Source organism: Bacillus sp. GZB (assembly GCF_001975995.1).
Lineage (GTDB): Bacteria > Bacillota > Bacilli > Bacillales > Bacillaceae > Bacillus > Bacillus velezensis.
Window position 1 is genome coordinate 1071513 of sequence record NZ_MTQG01000010.1, and the last position, 20482, is coordinate 1091994.

At 44.0% G+C, this 20482-nt stretch carries 26 protein-coding genes; 17 read left to right on the forward strand and 9 right to left on the reverse strand.

Annotated features, from left to right (window positions below; translation table 11 throughout):
* Positions 1 to 29: 29 nt before the first annotated feature.
* The 3 genes from tkt (at position 30) to BXO87_RS05330 (ending at position 2935) form a co-directional block, all read left to right on the forward strand.
* The gene (tkt, locus tag BXO87_RS05320) at positions 30 to 2033 is read left to right on the forward strand and encodes a transketolase (protein ID WP_032875043.1); all 2004 of its coding nucleotides are present in this window, start codon (positions 30 to 32) and stop codon (positions 2031 to 2033) included.
* Positions 2034 to 2184: 151 nt separating this feature from the next.
* Positions 2185 to 2631, forward strand: coding sequence for a sporulation inhibitor of replication protein SirA (sirA, locus tag BXO87_RS05325; protein ID WP_003153995.1), 447 nt, complete (start codon positions 2185 to 2187; stop codon positions 2629 to 2631).
* 85 nt (positions 2632 to 2716) lie between these two features.
* Positions 2717 to 2935 (forward strand): YneF family protein, encoded by a 219-nt coding sequence (locus tag BXO87_RS05330; protein WP_003153994.1) that lies wholly within the window; start codon positions 2717 to 2719, stop codon positions 2933 to 2935.
* Positions 2936 to 3008: 73 nt separating this feature from the next.
* Here the strand turns inward: BXO87_RS05330 and BXO87_RS05335 are convergent, their stop codons facing one another.
* Positions 3009 to 3182, reverse strand: a complete 174-nt coding sequence (locus tag BXO87_RS05335; RefSeq protein ID WP_012117647.1) for an aspartyl-phosphate phosphatase Spo0E family protein — start codon at positions 3180 to 3182, stop codon at positions 3009 to 3011.
* A gap of 201 nt (positions 3183 to 3383) precedes the next feature.
* On the opposite strand from BXO87_RS05335, the gene BXO87_RS05340 reads away from it, so the two are divergent.
* From BXO87_RS05340 to BXO87_RS05350, 3 genes are all read left to right on the forward strand, one after another.
* Positions 3384 to 4091 (forward strand): cytochrome c biogenesis protein CcdA, encoded by a 708-nt coding sequence (locus BXO87_RS05340; RefSeq protein WP_108654823.1) that lies wholly within the window; start codon positions 3384 to 3386, stop codon positions 4089 to 4091.
* Positions 4092 to 4175: 84 nt separating this feature from the next.
* Positions 4176 to 4538 carry a response regulator gene (locus BXO87_RS05345; protein WP_007410327.1) on the forward strand — a complete coding sequence of 121 codons (363 nt, stop codon included), beginning with the start codon at positions 4176 to 4178 and terminating at the stop codon, positions 4536 to 4538.
* A gap of 79 nt (positions 4539 to 4617) precedes the next feature.
* Complete coding sequence (locus BXO87_RS05350) at positions 4618 to 5109, forward strand: CcdC family protein (protein ID WP_007611735.1); 492 nt, start codon at positions 4618 to 4620, stop codon at positions 5107 to 5109.
* A gap of 27 nt (positions 5110 to 5136) precedes the next feature.
* Here BXO87_RS05350 and BXO87_RS05355 read toward each other — a convergent pair whose 3' ends face one another.
* The 4 genes from BXO87_RS05355 to sspO form a co-directional block, all read right to left on the reverse strand.
* Entirely contained in the window at positions 5137 to 5565 is a 429-nt protein-coding gene (locus tag BXO87_RS05355) for a DUF2621 domain-containing protein (protein WP_038458133.1), read from the reverse strand.
* 234 nt (positions 5566 to 5799) lie between these two features.
* Positions 5800 to 6171 (reverse strand): Hsp20/alpha crystallin family protein, encoded by a 372-nt coding sequence (locus BXO87_RS05360; RefSeq protein ID WP_007410324.1) that lies wholly within the window; start codon positions 6169 to 6171, stop codon positions 5800 to 5802.
* A gap of 95 nt (positions 6172 to 6266) precedes the next feature.
* Positions 6267 to 6413: a small acid-soluble spore protein P gene (locus BXO87_RS05365; RefSeq protein ID WP_003153984.1), complete on the reverse strand. Its 147-nt coding sequence runs from the start codon at positions 6411 to 6413 to the stop codon at positions 6267 to 6269.
* Between the two features lie 29 nt (positions 6414 to 6442).
* Positions 6443 to 6589, reverse strand: a complete 147-nt coding sequence (gene sspO, locus BXO87_RS05370) for an acid-soluble spore protein SspO (protein WP_032875047.1) — start codon at positions 6587 to 6589, stop codon at positions 6443 to 6445.
* 231 nt (positions 6590 to 6820) lie between these two features.
* Here sspO and acnA point away from each other — a divergent pair, with 231 nt between their 5' ends.
* The 7 genes from acnA to BXO87_RS05405 all read left to right on the forward strand — a co-directional run bounded on the left by acnA (position 6821) and on the right by BXO87_RS05405 (position 11617).
* A complete protein-coding gene (gene acnA, locus BXO87_RS05375; protein WP_032875049.1) occupies positions 6821 to 9547 on the forward strand; it encodes an aconitate hydratase AcnA in 2727 nt (908 codons plus the stop codon).
* A 61-nt stretch (positions 9548 to 9608) separates the two neighbouring features.
* Complete coding sequence (locus tag BXO87_RS05380) at positions 9609 to 10118, forward strand: TlpA family protein disulfide reductase (protein ID WP_014418022.1); 510 nt, start codon at positions 9609 to 9611, stop codon at positions 10116 to 10118.
* Between the two features lie 78 nt (positions 10119 to 10196).
* Positions 10197 to 10322: an FbpB family small basic protein gene (locus tag BXO87_RS05385; RefSeq protein WP_012117651.1), complete on the forward strand. Its 126-nt coding sequence runs from the start codon at positions 10197 to 10199 to the stop codon at positions 10320 to 10322.
* 63 nt (positions 10323 to 10385) lie between these two features.
* The gene (locus BXO87_RS05390; protein WP_003153977.1) at positions 10386 to 10532 is read left to right on the forward strand and encodes an acid-soluble spore protein N; all 147 of its coding nucleotides are present in this window, start codon (positions 10386 to 10388) and stop codon (positions 10530 to 10532) included.
* 24 nt (positions 10533 to 10556) lie between these two features.
* On the forward strand, positions 10557 to 10799 hold the full coding sequence (gene tlp, locus BXO87_RS05395) for a small acid-soluble spore protein Tlp (protein ID WP_007410320.1): 243 nt from the start codon (positions 10557 to 10559) through the stop codon (positions 10797 to 10799).
* Between the two features lie 86 nt (positions 10800 to 10885).
* Entirely contained in the window at positions 10886 to 11302 is a 417-nt protein-coding gene (locus BXO87_RS05400; protein WP_003153973.1) for a YbgC/FadM family acyl-CoA thioesterase, read from the forward strand.
* Between the two features lie 15 nt (positions 11303 to 11317).
* The gene (locus BXO87_RS05405) at positions 11318 to 11617 is read left to right on the forward strand and encodes a hypothetical protein (RefSeq protein WP_007611759.1); all 300 of its coding nucleotides are present in this window, start codon (positions 11318 to 11320) and stop codon (positions 11615 to 11617) included.
* Positions 11618 to 11648: 31 nt separating this feature from the next.
* Here the strand turns inward: BXO87_RS05405 and BXO87_RS05410 are convergent, their stop codons facing one another.
* Both BXO87_RS05410 and plsY read right to left on the reverse strand, forming a co-directional pair.
* A complete protein-coding gene (locus BXO87_RS05410; protein ID WP_007410318.1) occupies positions 11649 to 11936 on the reverse strand; it encodes a HesB/YadR/YfhF family protein in 288 nt (95 codons plus the stop codon).
* 88 nt (positions 11937 to 12024) lie between these two features.
* On the reverse strand, positions 12025 to 12606 hold the full coding sequence (plsY, locus tag BXO87_RS05415; protein ID WP_038458135.1) for a glycerol-3-phosphate 1-O-acyltransferase PlsY: 582 nt from the start codon (positions 12604 to 12606) through the stop codon (positions 12025 to 12027).
* Between the two features lie 151 nt (positions 12607 to 12757).
* Here plsY and BXO87_RS05420 point away from each other — a divergent pair, with 151 nt between their 5' ends.
* From BXO87_RS05420 to parC, 3 genes are all read left to right on the forward strand, one after another.
* Complete coding sequence (locus tag BXO87_RS05420) at positions 12758 to 13165, forward strand: CoA-binding protein (protein ID WP_007410316.1); 408 nt, start codon at positions 12758 to 12760, stop codon at positions 13163 to 13165.
* Positions 13166 to 13588: 423 nt separating this feature from the next.
* Positions 13589 to 15556: a DNA topoisomerase IV subunit B gene (parE, locus tag BXO87_RS05425; protein ID WP_038458137.1), complete on the forward strand. Its 1968-nt coding sequence runs from the start codon at positions 13589 to 13591 to the stop codon at positions 15554 to 15556.
* A 2-nt stretch (positions 15557 to 15558) separates the two neighbouring features.
* On the forward strand, positions 15559 to 17982 hold the full coding sequence (gene parC, locus BXO87_RS05430) for a DNA topoisomerase IV subunit A (RefSeq protein ID WP_032858581.1): 2424 nt from the start codon (positions 15559 to 15561) through the stop codon (positions 17980 to 17982).
* A gap of 51 nt (positions 17983 to 18033) precedes the next feature.
* On the opposite strand, the gene BXO87_RS21135 is transcribed toward parC, so the two are convergent.
* Positions 18034 to 18159, reverse strand: a complete 126-nt coding sequence (locus tag BXO87_RS21135; RefSeq protein WP_003153957.1) for a hypothetical protein — start codon at positions 18157 to 18159, stop codon at positions 18034 to 18036.
* A 24-nt stretch (positions 18160 to 18183) separates the two neighbouring features.
* The gene (locus tag BXO87_RS05435; RefSeq protein ID WP_065180810.1) at positions 18184 to 18537 is read right to left on the reverse strand and encodes a hypothetical protein; all 354 of its coding nucleotides are present in this window, start codon (positions 18535 to 18537) and stop codon (positions 18184 to 18186) included.
* 376 nt (positions 18538 to 18913) lie between these two features.
* Between BXO87_RS05435 and BXO87_RS05440 the strand changes: the two genes are divergently transcribed.
* Positions 18914 to 20332 carry an alanine/glycine:cation symporter family protein gene (locus BXO87_RS05440; RefSeq protein ID WP_071391774.1) on the forward strand — a complete coding sequence of 473 codons (1419 nt, stop codon included), beginning with the start codon at positions 18914 to 18916 and terminating at the stop codon, positions 20330 to 20332.
* The last annotated feature ends 150 nt before the right edge of the window (positions 20333 to 20482 follow it).

Sequence of the window (20482 nt, forward strand, 5' to 3'; positions counted from 1 at the left end):
AAGGTACAACAATATGGAAGGGGATTATAATGGATACAATTGAAAAGAAATCAGTTGCCACCATTCGTACACTATCTATAGACGCAATTGAAAAAGCGAATTCCGGACATCCGGGCATGCCGATGGGAGCTGCTCCGATGGCATACACGCTGTGGACGAAATTTATGAATGTAAATCCGCAGAATCCAGGCTGGTTTAACCGCGACCGTTTTGTTTTATCAGCAGGCCACGGTTCAATGCTTTTATACAGCATGCTGCATTTAAGCGGATATGACCTCAGCATTGAAGACTTGAAACAGTTCCGTCAATGGGGAAGCAAAACACCGGGACATCCGGAGTTCGGGCACACAGCCGGAGTAGACGCAACGACCGGGCCGCTTGGACAGGGTATTGCAATGGCAGTGGGAATGGCAATTGCAGAACGCCATCTGGCTGAGACATATAACCGTGATTCATTCAACGTAGTTGATCATTATACATACAGTATTTGCGGAGACGGCGATTTAATGGAAGGCATTTCTTCCGAAGCCGCTTCTCTTGCAGGCCATCTTGAACTAGGCCGCCTGATCGTATTATACGATTCTAATGACATTTCCTTAGACGGCGATTTAGACCGTTCTTTCTCTGAAAATGTAAAGCAGCGTTTTGAAGCAATGAACTGGGAAGTTCTTTATGTTGAGGACGGAAACAACATCGCTGAATTGACGGCTGCAATTGAAAAAGCGCGCCAGAATGATAAAAAACCGACTTTGATTGAAGTGAAAACCACGATCGGTTTCGGTTCTCCAAACCGTGCGGGCACATCCGGCGTTCACGGCGCTCCGTTAGGACTAGAAGAGAGCAAGCTGACAAAAGAAGCGTATGCTTGGACGTTTGAAGAAGATTTTTATGTTCCGGAAGAAGTATACGGGCATTTCAATAAAGCGGTAAAAGAAGCCGGCTCGAAAAAAGAACAGGAATGGAATGAACTGTTCGCGGCTTATAAAGAAAAATATCCTGAGCTTGCTGAACAGCTGTCACTCGGCATGAAAGGCGAGCTTCCTAAAGACTGGGATCAGGAAGTTCCCGTTTATGAAAAAGGCAGCAGCCTTGCTTCCCGCGCATCTTCAGGTGAGGTGCTGAACGGGATCGCTAAGAAAATTCCTTTCTTTGTCGGGGGATCTGCTGACCTTGCGGGTTCAAATAAAACGACAATCAAAAATGGAGGAGACTTCACGGCCAAAGACTACGCCGGGAAAAACTTCTGGTTCGGTGTCCGTGAATTTGCGATGGGCGCTGCATTAAACGGAATGGCGCTTCACGGCGGCCTCCGCGTATTCGGCGGCACATTCTTTGTGTTCTCTGATTATTTAAGACCTGCCATTCGTCTGGCGTCATTGATGGGTCTTCCCGTCACTTATGTATTCACACATGACAGTATTGCCGTAGGAGAGGACGGGCCGACTCACGAACCGATTGAGCAGCTTGCTTCTTTACGCGCACTTCCTAACCTTTCTGTGATCAGACCTGCTGACGGAAATGAAACCGCAGCTGCATGGAAGGTTGCCGTTCAAAGCCAAGATCATCCGACAGCTCTTGTATTGACACGCCAAAACCTGCCGACGATTGATCAGCAGGCTGAAGAAGCGTATGCGGGCGTGGAAAAAGGGGCTTATATCGTTTCCAAAGCCCAAACGGAATCACCGGCCGCTCTTCTTTTAGCGACAGGTTCTGAAGTGGGACTTGCGATCGAAGCTCAAGCGAAACTGGCTGAAGAAAACATTCACGTATCTGTAGTCAGCATGCCGAGCTGGGACCGCTTTGAAAAACAATCGGCCGAGTACAAAAACAGCGTGCTTCCTCCGAATGTGACGAAACGTCTTGCGATCGAAATGGGTTCAAGCTTCGGATGGGGCAAATTTACCGGTCTTGAAGGAGACGTTCTCGCAATTGACCGTTTCGGTGCTTCAGCTCCGGGAGAAACAATTATGAAAGAATACGGGTTTACTGCAGAAAACGTGGTTGACCGCGTGAAAAAACTTTTAAACAAATAACGAGACAAAAGAGGATGAGTCAAATCATCCTCTTTTTCCTGTTTATGCGACAAAAATAGAAGGGGCGGCGTAACAGTAAAAGACAATTCTTTCTTTTCTCCTTTTGTATAATAGAAAGCAATAACGAAGCGCTGTAAAAGGGGATGAGGAAATGGAACGTCATTACTATACGCACCTGATAAAGGATGAGTTTGCGAACCACTACTTCGGGCGGGAAACGGCTATGTTTGAGTTGTTTCGAGACTATCATTGGACAGACCTGACACCCCAGGAATATCAAATGACAGAAAAGCAAGTTCAATATATAACGGAACCGATTCCGGTGATACATATGCATCAGCGTCTCCAGCTGCATTTAAACCGAATGAGTTACAGCCGTTTGGATTCCATTTACCGGCTTACACTGCCCGGAGAAAAGGGCCGCGCCACCTTCATGATGAAAGACAGTTTAATTGAGATTGCAGCTTCGGGAGATTATGAGGCGGAAACGATTTTCTTTGAGATTCTGCGTAAAATCAGCCCCTGTTTTCTTGCAATGGATTTCAAGACACGGCGCTATGGGTGGTTAAATCCGGTCAGAGAAAGAAATTTTGTCTAAAAACGAGGAAAAAGAGATGTAAATGTTGTATAATAGCCTTTGGTTTAGTACACTTTAAACTAGACAACATGAAGGAGGAAATAAAATGACTTTATGGGTTGGCATCCTAGTGGGCGTTGTCGCATTGCTCATAGGTGTTGCACTCGGGTTTTTTATTGCTCGTAAATATATGATGAGCTATTTGAAAAAGAATCCGCCTATTAATGAACAAATGTTACGCATGATGATGATGCAAATGGGAATGAAACCTTCTCAAAAGAAAATTAATCAAATGATGAAAGCCATGAATAATCAAGCGAAATAATACGTACAGATTATGATATAGAGATACATGGTTATAAAAATAAAAAACCCGGAGAGGGTTTTTTATTTTGACGTCATGTTTCACCCCAACTGCCGGTGTGCAGTTCTTTTTGGTATTGTATGAGAAGGTGGTCAAGCTCCTGGCTGAGTTCTATCGTAATGTTTGATGTCATTCCGTTTGTCATGACGATTTTAAGCAGCTCTGCCCGTTTTTTTTCAATTTCATTTAATAGATGCTCTCTAATCACAGGGATATATCCTTTCATACATAAATCTTTCACCTGAGTCGCTATTATTATATCCACATTTATACTGTTTTTCAAATAAGAAGGAGTATAATATCTCGATGTCAAATTAAATTATATAAGCTTTTTCTATAAAAAGTAATCCTTCTCGGGAAAGTGTTAAAAAAATGAAATGATTTTGTCATAACTCGAAGGGAGTGTGTCATCGTGAGTTTTAATTACTTTCTGACGTTTGGGGCCGGATTTCTGTCTTTCATTTCTCCATGCTGTCTGCCGTTGTATCCCGCTTTTTTGTCTTACATAACTGGTGTCAGTATGGACGAGGTGAAAACAGAAAAGGTGATGCTGCAAAAGCGCGGCCTCATGCATACACTTTGTTTTTTGCTTGGTTTCTCCGTGATTTTTATCGCATTGGGATATGGAACTTCGTTTATCGGCAGTTTTTTTACCCAATATCATGAAGCGATCCGCCAGTTTGGCGCTATCATGCTGATCCTTTTCGGGCTGGTTACTGCCGGTGTGTTTCAGCCGAAATTCATGATGAAAGAGCGGCGCATTCACTTTAAGCGCCGTCCGGAGGGGTTTATCGGTTCGGTTCTGATCGGTCTTGCGTTTGCAGCCGGCTGGTCGCCGTGCAGCGGGCCTATTTTAGGAGCGGTATTTTCGCTGGCTAATACAAATCCTTCTTCAGCAGTGCCGTATATGTTTTTATATGTTCTCGGATTTGCGATTCCTTTTCTTGTTCTTTCATTTTTTATTACCAGAATGAATTGGATTCGCAAGCATCAGCTGCTTATCATGAAAATCGGCGGCATTCTTATGATTCTGATCGGAGTTATGCTGTTTTTTAACTGGATGAGCTACATTCTGATCGTTCTGTCAAATCTTTTCGGAGGATTTACGGGTCTGTAACGGATTAATAACTTTTGAACTATTATATACCCTTTTGTTTTTGGTACAATAAGACTAGTTAATGTTAAATATGTGGAGGGGAATATGACAAGAGTTTTAGTTGTAGATGACGCCAAGTTCATGAGGGTGAAAATCAGAGAGATTCTGGAATCGGCGAATTACACAGTGGCCGGGGAAGCGGCTGACGGTGAGGAAGCTCTGGCAGTATATCAAAAAATCCGTCCCGACCTGGTGACTATGGATATTACCATGCCGGTCAAAAACGGTATACAGGCGCTGCAGGATATTTTAGCTTTTGACCCGAAAGCCCGGATCATCATGTGCACCGCCATGCGGCAGCAGCGGATCGTTCTGGAAGCGATTGAATTAGGCGCTAAAGACTTTATCGTTAAACCGTTTGAAGCATCTAAAGTGCTGGAGGCCGTAGGCCGGGTAACGGGAACGTAAACGTGTTCTCTTTTCAAATTGGTTTTTTTTATGTTTTTGGAGTATAGTATATAGTATCAAACTCCGTGCAAGCAAAGGAATGATAAAGATGATGATTATAATTTCATCCGTTATTGCAGCGGCCATGGCAATTTCCGTGATGATCGTCAGGATTAAATCCTCCGACAAGCCCGCTTCACCTAAAAAAATAATTCTCCCGCCGATTTTCATGAGTACGGGAGCGCTTATGTTCCTTTTTCCGATTTTCAGAGTGACGGGCGAAGAATTTTTGGAGGCCATTACGCTGGGCGTGATCTTCTCTATTTTTCTGATTAAAACATCTAAATTTGAGATTAAAAATAATGAAATCTATTTAAAACGGTCAAAAGCGTTTGTGTTTATCCTGATTGGTTTGCTGGTTATCAGAATCGCTATGAAATCCATTTTGAGCACGACGATTGATTACGGAGCTTTAAGCGGAATGTTTTGGATTCTTGCTTTCGGAATGATTGTCCCGTGGCGCATCGCGATGTTTTTGTCTTACCGCAAACTTTCGAATGAACTGAAGACCGCTGATATTCAGATGAATTAAAACCTTTCCGTCCGCCGGAAAGGTTTTTTATTTGAGCAGGGCTTGATAAGGAGTAAGATCAATCTGTTTTTCACGGAGATGCTTTTTTAAAAATTGATGATCACGCTTAGGAGTGGCCAGTATGTAACCCCTGATGATTAAATCACGGTTTATTTGTTCAGCTTCCTCCGCTAAGCAAAGTTCACCGATTTTTCCGGCGATTTTCGCTTTGGCTACATCCCGAAAGAGCTCCGGCACGGGGGCGACCAATTCATCCAAAAACGCCTTGTCACCCTCATTCCATAAGTGCCTGCTTTTTTCAATATAATAGTCCTGCCAATCCAGTTCTGACCGGCCGTCTTCTTTCGGTAAGCGTTTTAAAAATTTTCGAAACATAAAAAACCCGCCGATAGACAGCAATCCGATCATCACGATGACCCAAAATAAAATAAACCACATAAACCAGCCTTCCAGCATTGTTCTATCTCCTCCTTACTTTAACCATATTGTAAACGAAGACAGAATAGAAGAACACATGAAAAAAAAGAATAGAAAAAATGATAGATGTCCAGTCATTCCGGTTGCTAGAACATATTCTATCGTATAGTGATTCTGCTATTTGGCCATGGGAGATTCACTTTGAGGGTATATGACTGATATGACCGGACAAAAAAGCCGCTTCCATTGAGGGATGAAAGCGGCTTTTTTATGTTATAGAGGAAATTGAAAGGAAAAAGAGGCAGGAGTCTCATTTGGCTCCTTGTTCATGGAGACGGTCAGAATATGGTTGGTGAAATCAGTGAAAATATGTTTGTCATTCAGATAAAAAGGAAGCATCATTTGTTTGTTTAACGTCCGTTCAAGCGTTTTAACAGAGAGCATAAACTCATTTCCCGAAAGAGTGACGGTTATCGCTTGCACCTGCTTCAGCGCCGTCAGGTCGGCTTCAATGATATATTGACGGCTTGTTTCATATAGATCGATCGGCAGCGTCTCGTCATACCAAGCATACGGGTCCTCGTAAAACTGCCGCAGCCATTCTTCCGTATCATCAAATTCTTCAGCGTTTTTTGAGTGATTCATGGAAGCATCCCTCCATATTAAAAAGCCTTGCTATAACGTATGCAGAAGCTTTGAATGGGTGAATGGCACAAAAAAAACAGACACCGGGGTCTGTTTTACATATCGTGGCTTGTATTATGTTTTTGTCTTGTATGGTTGCGGTTTTTCACTTTTTTGCTTCCGCTCAGCGGTTCCGGCTGGCCGGGGTTATGGCCCTTCGGAGCATTTTTATGCATATCTTTACTCGTATTTTTATTTGTCATGTTAAAGCCTCCTTTTAAAGGTATTCCGGCTATTGGTTTGTTTTTCTTTTTTTATTGTTCTGCCGTTCTTCTTCCGTCAAAACGAGCTGGTCATTTTCTATATAGCCCGCGCCTTTGCCTTGGCTTTTCGCATCATTCATGCCGTTCATTACATGATTGGCTTTCCGTTTTACCATGATCATCACCTCAACATTAATATGGCTCTTTACAGCCCGTTGTATGAGGCGGAAAATCGGACAAAATTTACCGAAAATCATGCTGATAAGACGATCTTATTGTATTTAATAAAAACATTGATATTTACTTATGTATGATTTTATACTAAGATGAAATTGTGAGAAAATTGTGATGGAATGTGAACATTCATCTAAAGAACGATCTTGATCATTGAAGGGGGATTTTGGAGAATGACAAATCAGCAAAAAGTCGCAACACAAGACGTTTTCCAAGCAAGAAAAACATTTTCTTCAAATGGGAAAACATACAACTACTATTCATTAAAAGCATTGGAAGACGCAGGGGTCGGCAATGTTTCAAAACTTCCTTATTCTATTAAGGTTCTTTTGGAATCCGTTTTGCGTCAGGTAGACGGACGCGTCATTACAAAAGAACATGTTGAAAATTTAGCAAGATGGGGTACTGCTGAATTAAAAGATATCGATGTGCCGTTTAAACCGTCACGGGTTATTCTACAGGACTTTACCGGTGTTCCGGCCGTAGTTGACCTGGCATCTTTAAGAAAAGCCATGGCCTCTGTCGGCGGAGACCCTGATAAAATCAATCCTGAAATTCCGGTTGACCTGGTCATTGACCACTCCGTACAAGTCGACAAAGCCGGTACGGAAGACGCGTTAGCCATTAATATGGACTTAGAATTCGAAAGAAATGCAGAACGTTATAAATTTTTAAGCTGGGCAAAGAAAGCGTTTAACAATTATCAGGCGGTTCCGCCTGCAACAGGTATCGTTCACCAGGTAAACCTTGAGTTTTTGGCAAGTGTCGTTCATACGAAAGAGGAAGACGGAGAACTTGTGACATATCCTGATACTCTGGTGGGAACAGATTCCCATACAACAATGATTAACGGAATCGGCGTCCTCGGCTGGGGTGTCGGCGGTATTGAGGCGGAAGCGGGAATGCTTGGCCAGCCTTCATATTTCCCTGTTCCTGAGGTCATCGGCGCGAAACTTGTCGGAAAATTGCCTAATGGAACGACGGCGACTGACTTGGCGCTGAAAGTCACTCAAGTGCTGCGCGAAAAAGGCGTAGTCAATAAATTTGTTGAATTCTTCGGTCCTGGTGTTGCTGAGCTTCCGCTTGCGGATCGTGCGACTATTGCCAATATGGCGCCGGAATACGGAGCGACTTGCGGATTCTTCCCGGTTGACGAGGAAGCACTTTCTTACCTGCGTCTGACCGGCCGTGAAGAAGAGCAGATCGATATTGTGGAAGCATACTGCCGCAACAACGGTTTATTCTATACGCCTGACGCGGAAGAGCCGATTTTTACAGACGTTGTGGAAATTGATCTGTCAAAAATCGAAGCGAACCTTTCAGGACCGAAACGTCCGCAGGATTTAATCCCGCTTTCCGTTATGCAGGAAACGTTTAAAAAACATCTTGTCAGCCCGGCCGGCAACCAAGGATTCGGAGCGGATGCTGCTGAAGAGAACAAAGAAATTTCATTTAAACTTAACAGCGGTGAAGATGCGGTTATGAAAACAGGGGCGATTGCAATCGCCGCTATTACAAGCTGTACGAATACATCAAACCCTTTTGTATTAATCGGTGCCGGATTGGTAGCCAAAAAAGCGGTAGAATTAGGCTTGAAAGTGCCGAATTATGTTAAAACATCACTTGCACCGGGGTCTAAGGTTGTTACTGGATACTTAGTCAACTCAGGCCTGCTTCCTTACATGAAGGAGCTCGGCTTTAACCTCGTAGGGTATGGCTGTACGACATGTATCGGGAACTCCGGCCCGCTTTCTCCAGAGATTGAAGAAGCGGTTGCTAAAAATGATCTCTTGATCACTTCTGTCTTGTCGGGTAACAGAAACTTTGAAGGCCGGATCCATCCGCTTGTCAAAGGAAACTACCTTGCGTCACCTCCGCTTGTTGTTGCATACGCATTAGCAGGCACTGTGAATATCAACCTGAAAACGGATCCGATCGGTGTCGGAAATGACGGACAAAATGTTTATTTCGATGACATCTGGCCGTCCATGGATGAAATCAATTCTCTCGTCAAACAGACTGTTACGCCGGAATTATTCCGCAAAGAGTATGAAACGGTATTTGACGACAACCAGCGCTGGAACGAAATCGAAACGACGGATGAAGCGCTGTACAAGTGGGATCAGGATTCCACTTACATTCAAAACCCGCCGTTCTTTGAGGAAATGTCTGTAGAGCCGGGAAAAGTTGAGCCTTTAAGAGGACTTCGCGTTGTCGGCAAATTCGGCGATTCCGTGACGACTGACCACATTTCTCCGGCCGGAGCGATCGGAAAAGACACACCGGCGGGCAAATACCTGCAGGAAAAAGGCGTTTCTCCTCGTGACTTTAACTCTTACGGCTCACGCCGCGGAAACCATGAAGTCATGATGAGAGGAACATTCGCCAATATCCGCATTAAAAACCAAATCGCACCGGGTACAGAAGGCGGATACACAACACATTGGCCTACCGGGAAAGTGACATCTATTTATGATGCCTGCATGCGGTATAAAGAAGATAAAACGGGCCTTGTCGTCCTGGCCGGAAAAGATTACGGAATGGGCTCTTCACGTGACTGGGCTGCAAAAGGAACAAACCTGCTCGGCATCAGAACAGTCATTGCCGAAAGCTTTGAAAGAATTCACAGAAGCAACCTCGTCTTTATGGGTGTGCTGCCGCTCCAGTTCAAACAGGGTGAAAACGCGGATACACTCGGCTTAACCGGTAAGGAAGTCATCGAGGTGGATGTTGATGAATCTGTACGTCCGCGCGACTTGCTGACTGTCAGAGCAATCAGTGAAGACGGTACGGTAAAAACATTTGAAGTTGTTGTCCGTTTTGACAGTGAAGTGGAAATTGATTACTATCGCCACGGCGGCATTTTACAAATGGTGCTTCGCGATAAAATGAAACAGTAGCAGAATGAACAAAGGAGAGAAAGCAGTCTGCTTTCTCTCTTTTTATGCGGGAGGCCTTAAGATGCTTGCGAAATGGCTGGGCGGAATATTACTAATCGGGTTGTTAGTGTATGCGGGCTGGAACATTTATTCTGTACAAAAAAGTCCGAAAGAAGGGACAGAAGAAGGGATGAAAGCCCCTGACTTTACACTTGATACATTGTCAGGAAAAAGCATCTCCCTTTCTGATTATAAAGGAAAAAAAGTGCTCCTCAATTTCTGGGCGACGTGGTGCAAGCCGTGCCGAATGGAAATGCCCGATATGCAGGAGCTGCAGAAAGAATATCCTGATATTGCGGTAGCAGCCGTTAATTTTACGTCCTCTGAAAAAAATATACAGGCTGTGAAATCATTTGCTGATCATTATCAGCTGACCTTTCCTATTCTGATTGACAAAAGCGGAATTAATGGAGATTTCAACGTGCTTTCTTATCCGACAACATACATATTAGACGAAAAAGGAACCATTCAGCATATTCGCGTAGGCACGATGACCAAAAAAGAAATGAAAGAAAAACTGGATCTCAAATAGAGGTTCAGTTTTTTTATTGTGAAGGGCTTAGGTTTTGAAAAATTGGAAAAAATGAATGAAAACACGGAGGTGAGAAGATTGAAAAAAATGCGAAAACGTTCTTTTCATGAATTGGTTATGGAAAATAAACGTGAGCTGATGACCAATACGGAATATTTGAATCAGCTTGAAGAAAAGCTGGAGCAGCGGTTCAAACAAAAATAACCTTTAATTTGCAGTCATGTTTGCACCTCCTTTTGCAAAATATACTCTTAAGGAGGGATGAACATGGGCATAAACAAGAAAGACGGCCAGCCGCAATACGCTCCGAGCCACTTAGGGACAAAACCCGTTAAATATAAACGCAACAAAGGGGAAAAGTTTCATGACAAGTCAAACGGACATCCGATTGTCATGCAGACGAAAGGCGAATAACATCATCAAAGGAGAGCAGACATTATGACAAACAATTATCAAAAACCGAATCCGGATGACCGCTCCGATAACGTTGAAAAGCTGCAGGATATGGTGCAGAATACAATTGAGAATATAGAAGAAGCCAAAGAATCAATGGAATTTGCGACAGATGAGGAAAAACAGCGCATTCAAGAGAAGAATGCCAGACGCAATGAAAGCATTGAATCGTTCCGCAGTGAAATCCAGGATGAATCGGCTGCAAGAGAAAACGGCTATCAATCATAATAAAAACCAGGGAAACCTGGTTTTTTTCTCTTTCCGGCTCGTTGTGATAAAATGGGGCTAATCTGATAATAAGGGAGCAGAGAACGTTGCATGTGTCAAAAAAAGAAATAGAAGTGCGTTATGCGGAAACAGATCAAATGGGCATCGTCTATCATGCCAATTACTTAGTCTGGATGGAGGTCGGCAGAACGGCGCTGATTAAGGAACTCGGATTCCTTTACAAGGATATGGAAGATAGAGGAGTGCTGTCCCCTGTATTGGATATCAGCATTTCTTATAAAAAGCCGCTCCGCTACGGAGAAACGGCTGTCGTACATACTTGGATTGAAGAATATAATGGATTTAAAACCGTTTACGGCTACCACATCTATAATCCGGACCAAGAACTTGCCATCAAAGCGACATCCTCTCATATATGCGTTGATAAAGAGAGCTTCAAACCGATTCAGTTTCGCAAGGCTTTTCCTGATTGGCATGCCGCTTACGAAAAGGCAAAAAAATAAGGAGCGGCTGCAGTTATGGCATTTGGAATTACGCGTAAGGAACTGGAAAGATGGAAGCGGGATGTGTCGGAAGGAAAAATCGCTTTTTTAACGCATTACTGGCTGGACGACCGCTTTCCGGAGGCTAAGACCGTGACGAAGGCCGGTTCAAGCGACCTCAATAAACTGATCAGATGGGGAGCGGAGTACGGGCTGAAGCCGGAGTGGATTCACCATAAAAATGAATTTCCCCACTTTGACCTGCTCGGTGATACGCAGAGAAGCATATTAGAAAAAGAACGTCTGACTGATCATCTCAAAAGGTTCAGGCTGTAAAAAAAAGAACGCATCCGCTGCGTTCTTTTTTTTACACATAATCAAATACCGGCTCTTCCGCCTGATCTGAATATGTGACTGACAAATCATGATTATCAAAGTACCATAAGTCGCTTTCTTCAATAAAAAAGGTAATGCCTTCAACTTCCGTGCTGGTGCCGATGTTCATCGGCCGGTCTTTTAAAATGCCGAGAGAAAAGCCTTTCTGAACGTTGCTGCATCCCCCGTAACGGACAAAGAAACGGACATGATCACCTGTTTCCAGATCGAGCTCTTCTTTGTACCAATCCAGCGCGCCTTTCGTTACTTTCATGTTCATCCGGAACACTCCCTTTTTGTTTCTCATATAAAGAAATTATCTCTATTATAAACGCATATGGCATTTTGATGTCAAAATTGAAGTTTCATCAAAACCATTTGATCTTCGGCTCTGTTTTGTTTATGATCCGTTTGATGTTTGCCCTGTGTCTGTAGATAACAAACGCGGTCAAGAGCGTCACTACGATTAATAAATAAGGGTCTTTTACAAACAGACAGTAAATAATCGTATAAATCCCTGTTAACATTGAAGACAGAGAAACAAATTTCGTAAGGAATAAAAATACGAAAAATACTGCAACCATCGTAACGAATAACAGCGGAGCATAAAACAGCAGGACGCCCCCTGATGTGGCTACGGCTTTGCCTCCTTTAAACTTTGCGAACATGGGGAATACATGGCCGATCACTGCTGCCACCCCTGCGAGAAGAGGATGAATGGGGACGTGCAGTAAATATGGGAGCGCCGCGGCCAGGGTGCCTTTTAAAATATCGGCTGCGACGACGACAGATCCCGCTTTAACGCCAAGCGTGCGAAAAGCATTTGTAGCGCCCAAATTGCCGCTTCCGTGTTCTCTAATATCGATCCCTTTCGCAAGTTTGCCTACGATTAAACCTGACGGGATGCTGCCTATTACATAGGCCAAAATAATCAATAAAGCAATCAACATCTACATTTCTCCTTTTCAATGTCCCTTCACTTTATTTTAACACGAGTTGTTACCGTCTGATGACAAGTTTTTTGAGAATTAAGCTGACAAAGCGCTTTTTTTGATTCCGGCGAAGCGGTCATGTACAATATATCAAAAGGAGATGGTAAAGATGCAAAATCCTTCAAAATCAGAGATTAAAGAAATTCTGGACCGGAGCAAACGGATCGCAGTCGTCGGGCTGTCAGACCGTCCCGACCGGACTTCTTACATGGTTTCCAAAGCGATGCAGGATGAAGGGTATGAAATTATTCCCGTCAATCCAACGATTGATGAGGCGCTTGGCGTTAAAGCCGTCGCTTCATTAAAAGACGTGGAAGGACCGATTGATATCGTGAATGTGTTCAGACGCTCTGAGCAGCTTCCCGGCGTCGCTGAAGAATTTTTACAGACGGACGCTCCCGTTTTTTGGGCGCAGCAGGGTCTTGCAAATGAAGAAGCGTATCGCATGATTACAGACAAAGGACGGACGGCTGTTATGGATTTATGTATAAAAGTCGCCCGCGCTGTTATAAAATAGGAACAAAAAAGGCAAAAATCCTTGGCAAATCAGGGGTTTTTGCTTTTTTATTGAAAGAATACTCTTTGCGTATGATGATGAAACAGATACAATAAAGCATGAACAGCTTTTTTAGAAACCCCTTTATACAGGGGTTTACAGTCTGTTTGCGATGGCCCGCATAAAGCTATATAATAGAAAGCGAACTCATGTTCTTATCCGCCGAAAAGGGCACCAAAAAGATGAAAAGCCGTTCGAATGTATGTCTTGCGGCCTAAAAAACGAGCCATTCGCTTAAATATGTTGCGAAATCAAGCATATTGGTTATAATTGTGAGTCCGAGGAGAATTGGACCGAAGCTTGCGCATACTGAAAAACAAAGACATGAAAACATTTAAAAAAGAGAATGATTAAGAGCAGGTTTTTTGAAAGGGGTTTGTACGTTTGGCTAGAAAACAGCAATTTGATTACAACGAAGATGCCATACAGGTGCTTGAAGGCCTGGAAGCCGTCAGAAAACGACCGGGAATGTACATCGGTTCGACGGACGCACGCGGCCTGCACCATCTGGTATATGAGATCGTCGACAATTCCGTCGATGAAGTTCTTGCCGGCTACGGAGATCATATTATCGTAACGATACATAAGGACAACAGCATCTCTGTACAGGACAGAGGACGCGGAATGCCGACCGGGATGCATAAGCTCGGAAAGCCGACGCCGGAAGTTATTTTCACCGTGCTGCATGCCGGGGGGAAATTCGGACAGGGCGGCTATAAAACAAGCGGCGGTCTGCATGGTGTCGGCGCATCTGTCGTAAACGCATTATCGGAGTGGCTGACAGTTACTATTGAGCGTGACGGATATGTTTATAAACAGCGGTTTGAAAACGGCGGCAAGCCCGTGACTTCACTTGAAAAAATCGGAACGACCAAAAAAACGGGAACGCTTACCCATTTTAAACCTGATCCGTCAATGTTCAGCGCAACGGTTTATAATTTTGACACGCTGTCAGAACGTCTGCGCGAATCGGCTTTCTTGTTAAAAGGTTTGAAAATAGAATTAATTGATGAACGGAACGGCGTAAAAGAAGTATTTTATTATGAGAACGGAATTGAAGCATTTGTCGCTTATTTAAACGAGGAAAAAGACGCTTTATGCGAAGTGGTTTCCTTTGAAGGCGAGCATCATGACATTGAAGTCGATTTCGCGTTTCAGTTTAATGACGGGTATTCAGAAAATATGCTGTCATTCGTTAATAACGTCAGAACAAAGGACGGCGGCACCCACGAATCAGGAGCCAAAACGGCAATGACAAGAGCGTTTAACGAGTATGCGCGAAAGGTCGCCCTTTTAAAAGAGAAAGACAAGAACCTTGAAGGCTCCGATATCAGGGAAGGTTTGTCCGCAATCATTTCCGTGCGTATCCCGGAGGAACTGCTGCAATTTGAAGGCCAGACGAAAGGGAAGCTTGGCACAAGTGAGGCGAGATCCGCCGCGGATGCCGTCATTTCCGAGAATCTTGCTTATTTCTTGGAAGAAAACCGCGACACGGCGACCCTGCTTGTCAAAAAAGCGATTAAAGCCAGCCAGGCCCGTGAAGCGGCCCGTAAAGCGAGAGAAGAAGCGAGAAGCGGCAAAAAACGCAAAAAATCAGAAGCGACGCTGAGCGGAAAACTCACACCGGCCGGTTCCAGAAATCCGGCGAAGAATGAATTGTATCTGGTGGAGGGAGACTCTGCGGGAGGTTCTGCAAAACAGGGAAGAGACCGGAAATTCCAAGCCGTGCTGCCCCTTCGCGGAAAGGTCATCAACACAGAGAAAGCAAAGCTTGCAGACATCTTCAAAAATGAAGAAATCAATACGATTATTCATGCGATCGGAGGCGGTGTCGGCGCAGATTTTGAGATAGACGACATCAACTATGACAAGATCATTATCATGACGGACGCGGATACCGACGGCGCGCACATTCAAGTCTTGCTGTTAACGTTTTTCTACCGCTATATGAAACCTTTAATCGAGCACGGAAAAGTCTTTATCGCCCTTCCGCCTCTTTACAAAGTGAGCAAAGGAAGCGGTAAGAAAGAGATTATTGAATATGCTTGGTCCGACGAAGAAATGGACGGCGTTTTAAAGAAAGTCGGCAAAGGGTATACCATCCAGCGCTATAAAGGTCTGGGAGAAATGAACGCAGACCAGCTCTGGGAAACGACGATGAATCCCGAATCGCGAACGCTCGTCAGAGTCAAGATCGACGATGCGGCACGGGTAGAGCGCCGCGTAACGACATTAATGGGAGACAAAGTAGAACCGAGAAGAAAATGGATTGAAAAGAATGTTGACTTCGGATTAGATGAGGAAAGCAATATTTTAGAAAATGAAAACTTGTCGGTCGCTGAGGAGGTTTAATAGTGGCACAGCCAGAATTATTTCATGATTTACCGTTAGAAGAAGTAATCGGCGACCGTTTCGGACGCTACAGTAAATACATTATTCAAGACAGGGCGCTGCCCGACGCTCGTGACGGTTTAAAGCCGGTGCAGCGGAGAATTTTATACGCCATGCACGCAGACGGAAATACATTCGATAAAAATTTCCGTAAAGCGGCAAAAACGGTCGGAAACGTTATCGGTAATTATCATCCGCACGGTGACAGCTCCGTTTATGAAGCGATGGTGCGGATGAGCCAGGATTGGAAAGTGCGGAATGTGCTGATTGAGATGCACGGCAACAACGGAAGCATTGACGGTGATCCGCCGGCTGCCATGCGTTATACGGAAGCGAGATTATCTTCTATCGCGTCAGAGCTTTTGCGTGATATTGATAAAAATACGGTTGAATTCGTTCCGAACTTTGATGACACCAGTAAAGAGCCGGTTGTTTTGCCCGCCATGTTCCCTAACTTGCTTGTTAACGGATCAACCGGGATTTCAGCGGGCTATGCGACTGATATTCCCCCTCATCATCTGGGTGAGGTCATTGATGCCGTCATTAAACGGATTGAATCTCCGGATTGCACCGTCGATGACTTGATGCAGGTGATTAAAGGGCCTGACTTTCCGACAGGAGGCATTATTCAAGGAGTCGACGGCATTCGGAAGGCTTATGAAACCGGTAAAGGCAAAATTATTATCCGCGGCAAGGCTGAAGTGGAATCCGTAAGAGGCGGACGGGAGCAGATCGTCATTACAGAAATTCCGTTTGAAGTAAACAAAGCCAATCTCGTTAAGAAAATGGACGAATACCGCATAGACAAAAAAGTCGAAGGCATTTCTGAAGTCAGGGATGAAACTGACCGCACGGGGCTCCGGGTGGTCGTTGAGTTAAAGAAAGAAGCCGATGCAAAAGGCATCCTGAATTTCTTATATAAAAACACTGATCTGCAGACAACATATAACTTTAATATGGTCGCCATACATAACCGCCGGCCGATGCTGATGAGTCTTACGGCCATCCTGGATGCGTATATTTCCCATCAGAAGGAAGTGGTGACAAACCGCTCCGTCTTTGAATTGCAAAAAGCAAAAGAGCGGCATCACATCGTTGAAGGACTGATGAAGGCGCTGTCTGTGTTAGATGAGGTCATAGCGGTCATCCGGGCAAGCAGCGACAAGAAAGATGCGAAACAAAACTTAATTTCTAAATTCGCATTTACGGAGCCTCAGGCCGAAGCAATCGTATCCTTGCAGCTGTATCGTCTGACAAACACGGATATTACGGCGCTAAAAGAGGAAGCGGAAGAGCTCAGCAAGAAAATTCAGGAGCTCGAAGCCATTTTAAGTCATGATAAAAAGCTGTTAAAAGTCATTACAAGCAGCCTGAAAAAATTGAAAAAGACCTATGCTGACAGCAGACGGTCTGTCATTGAAGAAAAGATTGAGGAAATTAAAATCAATCTTGAAGTCATGGTTGCCTCTGAGGACGTATATGTGACAGTCACTAAAGACGGCTATGTAAAACGAACAAGCCAGCGGTCATTTGCCGCTTCTAACGGCCAGGATTTCGGTATGAAGGATACTGACAGGCTGATTCACCAATTTGAAATGAATACAACGGATGTTCTCCTGCTCTTTACCAATAAGGGAAGCTATGTTTATTGTCCGGTTCACCAGCTTCCCGATATCAGGTGGAAAGACATGGGGCAGCACGTAACGAACATCATCACGATTGACCGTGATGAAACCATCGTGAAAGCTATACCGGTAAAAGAATTTGATCCATCTTCATATTTATTGTTCATGACGAAAAACGGCATGGTGAAAAGAACTGAAATGACGCATTACAAAGCGCAGCGTTACTCGAAAGCGCTTGTTGCCCTTAACCTTAAAGGGGATGATGAGCTGATTGATGTTCATGTCACAGACGGCGGCAGCCAGCTGTTTATCGCCACCCGCCTCGGGTACGGTTTATGGTTCGGTGAAGATGAAGTAAATGTAGTCGGTGCCCGTGCGGCCGGCGTAAAGGGCATAAATTTAAAAGACGGTGATACCGTCGTATCAGGGCAAATTCTGCATGAAACAGATTCGCTCGTCCTTGTCACACAGCGGGGAGCAATCAAACGGATGAACCTATCTGAATTCGAAAAAACATCCAGGGCGAAACGCGGTGTCATCATGCTGCGTGAGCTTAAAAAGAACCCGCATCGGGCAGTCGGCGTATTTGCGTGCGCTTTGGCCGATATGATCGCTGCGGAAACAGAAAAAGGCGAAAGAATCGAAATCGCCGTGAAGTCCTTGCGGGCGAATGACCGATACAGCAATGGCTCCTTCTTTACCGATGAAGATGAGACAGGGCCGGTAACAGATGTATGGCGTATCCCTGCATACGATGTTTAAGAGTAAAATTAAAATAAAAAACCTCCGCTCATTGAGCGGAGGTTTTACTATTTAGCTTTCATGGCTGCCGAATAAGTCAGTGATAGCGTGAATGACTTCGATTCCCTGCCATACAAATAAATTCAACGCAGTGAATGAAAACAACCCTAAAATCACCATTCGTAAGATAAACAACATGTTTAACAACCTCCTCATTTTATGTTACATAGATAGGCGATGTTGAACATGAAGCTCATCGAAATACGAGGACTGATAAAATTTAGCGATTAAAAAGCTTTTCTTTCGCTGTCTTCTCCGGGAAGCGGGGAGTCTCCTGTCTGATATCACGATCAGTGAGACAGAAGCGGCAAAAAGCGCCGTCAAGATATATGAGCCCGTCAGCGATTTTTTCTCATCATCAGCATTTTGGCCGGCCTTCATTTCGTGCATTTCCTGCTGGTCGGCTACCGCTTTAAAATGATGAGCGGTATCAAACGCATGGGGAATGGAGAGCAAATGAAAGCTTGCAATCGCTAAAAATAAAATAGAAGCTTTTAAAAACAAGATTTTTTTCAAATGTTCTCCCCCCTTCATAAGTCTGAATATTTTTATTATAATACCCTAATTTAAATGTAAAGTAAACACATTTATTAAATTTAAAAAATTATTATCCTGGTTAAGTATATACCATTCCATCCATCTTTTCATCTCTTTTTTCTTAAAGACCTATTTGTTATGATATGCACGCATTCCTTATGACGTGACAACATTTTTCGGGCTGTAAGATAAAAAACGGGGCATGACAGCAAAAGATGTGATGAAGAAACCGAAACATTTTCTTAAAAAAACTTCTCAACCACTGTTGTTGTGATATAATAATACCCGTTGTGTTAAAAGATCTAACATATGCAGCAAAAATGACAGTAAAAGATATGTAAAAGGGAGGTTAAACATGGAGGCTTTCATCAGTGAAATCATAAATGTTCCAAATGATTTTATTTGGAAGTATCTTGTTTATATTTTAGTCGGGATCGGATTGTACTTTACGTTCCGTTTTCGCTTTATTCAATTCCAGTACTTTTTTGAAATGTTCAGAATCGTCGGGGAGAAGCCGCAAGGAAATAAAGGAGTGTCTTCAATGCAGGCATTCTTTATCTCAGCCGCTTCTCGTGTCGGAACCGGAAACTTGACCGGCGTCGCGCTGGCGATTGCAACAGGCGGTCCCGGCGCAGTATTTTGGATGTGGATCGTAGCGATTGTCGGTATGGCTTCCAGCTTTGTGGAAAGCACTTTGGCGCAGCTGTATAAAGTGCGTTCCGGTGACGAATTCCGCGGCGGTCCGGCATATTACATGGCAAAGGGACTGGGCGCCCGCTGGCTCGGTATTTTATTCGCCGTATTGATTACCGTTTCTTTCGGACTTATCTTTAACGCGGTGCAGTCAAATACGATTTCTGTGGCGTTTGACGAAGCATTCCATGTGAATAAAACAGTTATCGCAATCATTTTAGCTGTATTAACGGCTTTCATTATATTCGGCGGTCTGAAGCGTGTTGTATCTGTCTCGCAATTAATCGTTCCGGTTATGGCGGGAATGTATATTCTGATCGCGCTGTATGTCGTGATTGTAAATATCTCGGCGGTACCTGAGCTGCTTGTTACCATTGTGAAAAATGCGTTCGGTTTTGAGCAGATCGTCGGCGGAAGCTTAGGAAGCATCATTATTATCGGAGCGCAGCGCGGCCTGTTTTCAAACGAAGCGGGTATGGGAAGCGCGCCGAATGCCGCAGCAGCTGCACATGTGTCGCATCCGGCTAAGCAGGGATTAATTCAGACCCTCGGCGTGTTCTTTGATACGTTTATCGTTTGTACATCGACTGCTTTTATCATTTTATTGTACAGCTTTACGCCTAAAGGCGACGGCATCCAAGTGACGCAAGCCGCACTGCAGCACCATCTCGGCGGATGGGCGCCGACATTTATTGCGATTGCGATGTTTTTATTCGCATTCAGCTCAGTCGTCGGCAACTATTACTATGGTGAAACGAATATCGAATTTATTAAAACAAGCAAAACATGGCTTAATATTTACCGCGTATTCGTCGTAGTGATGGTGGTATACGGATGTTTGGCTGACTTCCAGATCGTCTGGGACATGGCAAACTTGTTTATGGGACTCTTGGCTCTCATTAACTTAGTGGCAATCTTACTGCTGAGTAATGTAGCCTACAAGATCTATAAGGATTATGCCGCTCAGCGCAAAAAAGGTCTTGATCCTGTATTCAAAGCCGAGAATACCCCGGAGCTCCAGCATATTGAAACATGGGCGGAAGAAGAAGGTACAAGCCCTGAACGTAAGACTGCTAACTGAGGACACATGCATACAATTTTCAAAAAAACCCCTTACATTTTGTTGTGAGGGGTTTTTTATGTGAAAAACCGGGTTATTTTTACTGAAAACAGATTTTTTTGAATTTATTGTATTTTTCTCTTGTGTATGTAAGGGCTTTCATATAAAGTT

Bases quoted from the DNA above. Each gene is read 5' to 3' on its own strand.
- BXO87_RS05355 (WP_038458133.1), bottom strand. From the start codon at position 5,565: ATGCTGGAAGGCTGGTTTATGTGGTTTATTTTATTTTGGGTCATCGTG.
- BXO87_RS05405 (WP_007611759.1), top strand. From the start codon at position 11,318: ATGGCATTTGGAATTACGCGTAAGGAACTGGAAAGATGGAAGCGGGAT.
- BXO87_RS05365 (WP_003153984.1), bottom strand. From the start codon at position 6,413: ATGACAAATAAAAATACGAGTAAAGATATGCATAAAAATGCTCCGAAG.
- acnA (WP_032875049.1), top strand. From the start codon at position 6,821: ATGACAAATCAGCAAAAAGTCGCAACACAAGACGTTTTCCAAGCAAGA.
- BXO87_RS05410 (WP_007410318.1), bottom strand. From the start codon at position 11,936: ATGAACATGAAAGTAACGAAAGGCGCGCTGGATTGGTACAAAGAAGAG.
- sspO (WP_032875047.1), bottom strand. From the start codon at position 6,589: ATGGTAAAACGGAAAGCCAATCATGTAATGAACGGCATGAATGATGCG.
- BXO87_RS05390 (WP_003153977.1), top strand. From the start codon at position 10,386: ATGGGCATAAACAAGAAAGACGGCCAGCCGCAATACGCTCCGAGCCAC.
- BXO87_RS05380 (WP_014418022.1), top strand. From the start codon at position 9,609: ATGCTTGCGAAATGGCTGGGCGGAATATTACTAATCGGGTTGTTAGTG.
- BXO87_RS05420 (WP_007410316.1), top strand. From the start codon at position 12,758: ATGCAAAATCCTTCAAAATCAGAGATTAAAGAAATTCTGGACCGGAGC.
- sirA (WP_003153995.1), top strand. From the start codon at position 2,185: ATGGAACGTCATTACTATACGCACCTGATAAAGGATGAGTTTGCGAAC.
- BXO87_RS05360 (WP_007410324.1), bottom strand. From the start codon at position 6,171: ATGAATCACTCAAAAAACGCTGAAGAATTTGATGATACGGAAGAATGG.
- BXO87_RS05330 (WP_003153994.1), top strand. From the start codon at position 2,717: ATGACTTTATGGGTTGGCATCCTAGTGGGCGTTGTCGCATTGCTCATA.
- plsY (WP_038458135.1), bottom strand. From the start codon at position 12,606: ATGTTGATTGCTTTATTGATTATTTTGGCCTATGTAATAGGCAGCATC.
- tkt (WP_032875043.1), top strand. From the start codon at position 30: ATGGATACAATTGAAAAGAAATCAGTTGCCACCATTCGTACACTATCT.
- tlp (WP_007410320.1), top strand. From the start codon at position 10,557: ATGACAAACAATTATCAAAAACCGAATCCGGATGACCGCTCCGATAAC.
- BXO87_RS05350 (WP_007611735.1), top strand. From the start codon at position 4,618: ATGATAAAGATGATGATTATAATTTCATCCGTTATTGCAGCGGCCATG.
- BXO87_RS05440 (WP_071391774.1), top strand. From the start codon at position 18,914: ATGGAGGCTTTCATCAGTGAAATCATAAATGTTCCAAATGATTTTATT.
- BXO87_RS21135 (WP_003153957.1), bottom strand. From the start codon at position 18,159: ATGTTGTTTATCTTACGAATGGTGATTTTAGGGTTGTTTTCATTCACT.
- BXO87_RS05345 (WP_007410327.1), top strand. From the start codon at position 4,176: ATGACAAGAGTTTTAGTTGTAGATGACGCCAAGTTCATGAGGGTGAAA.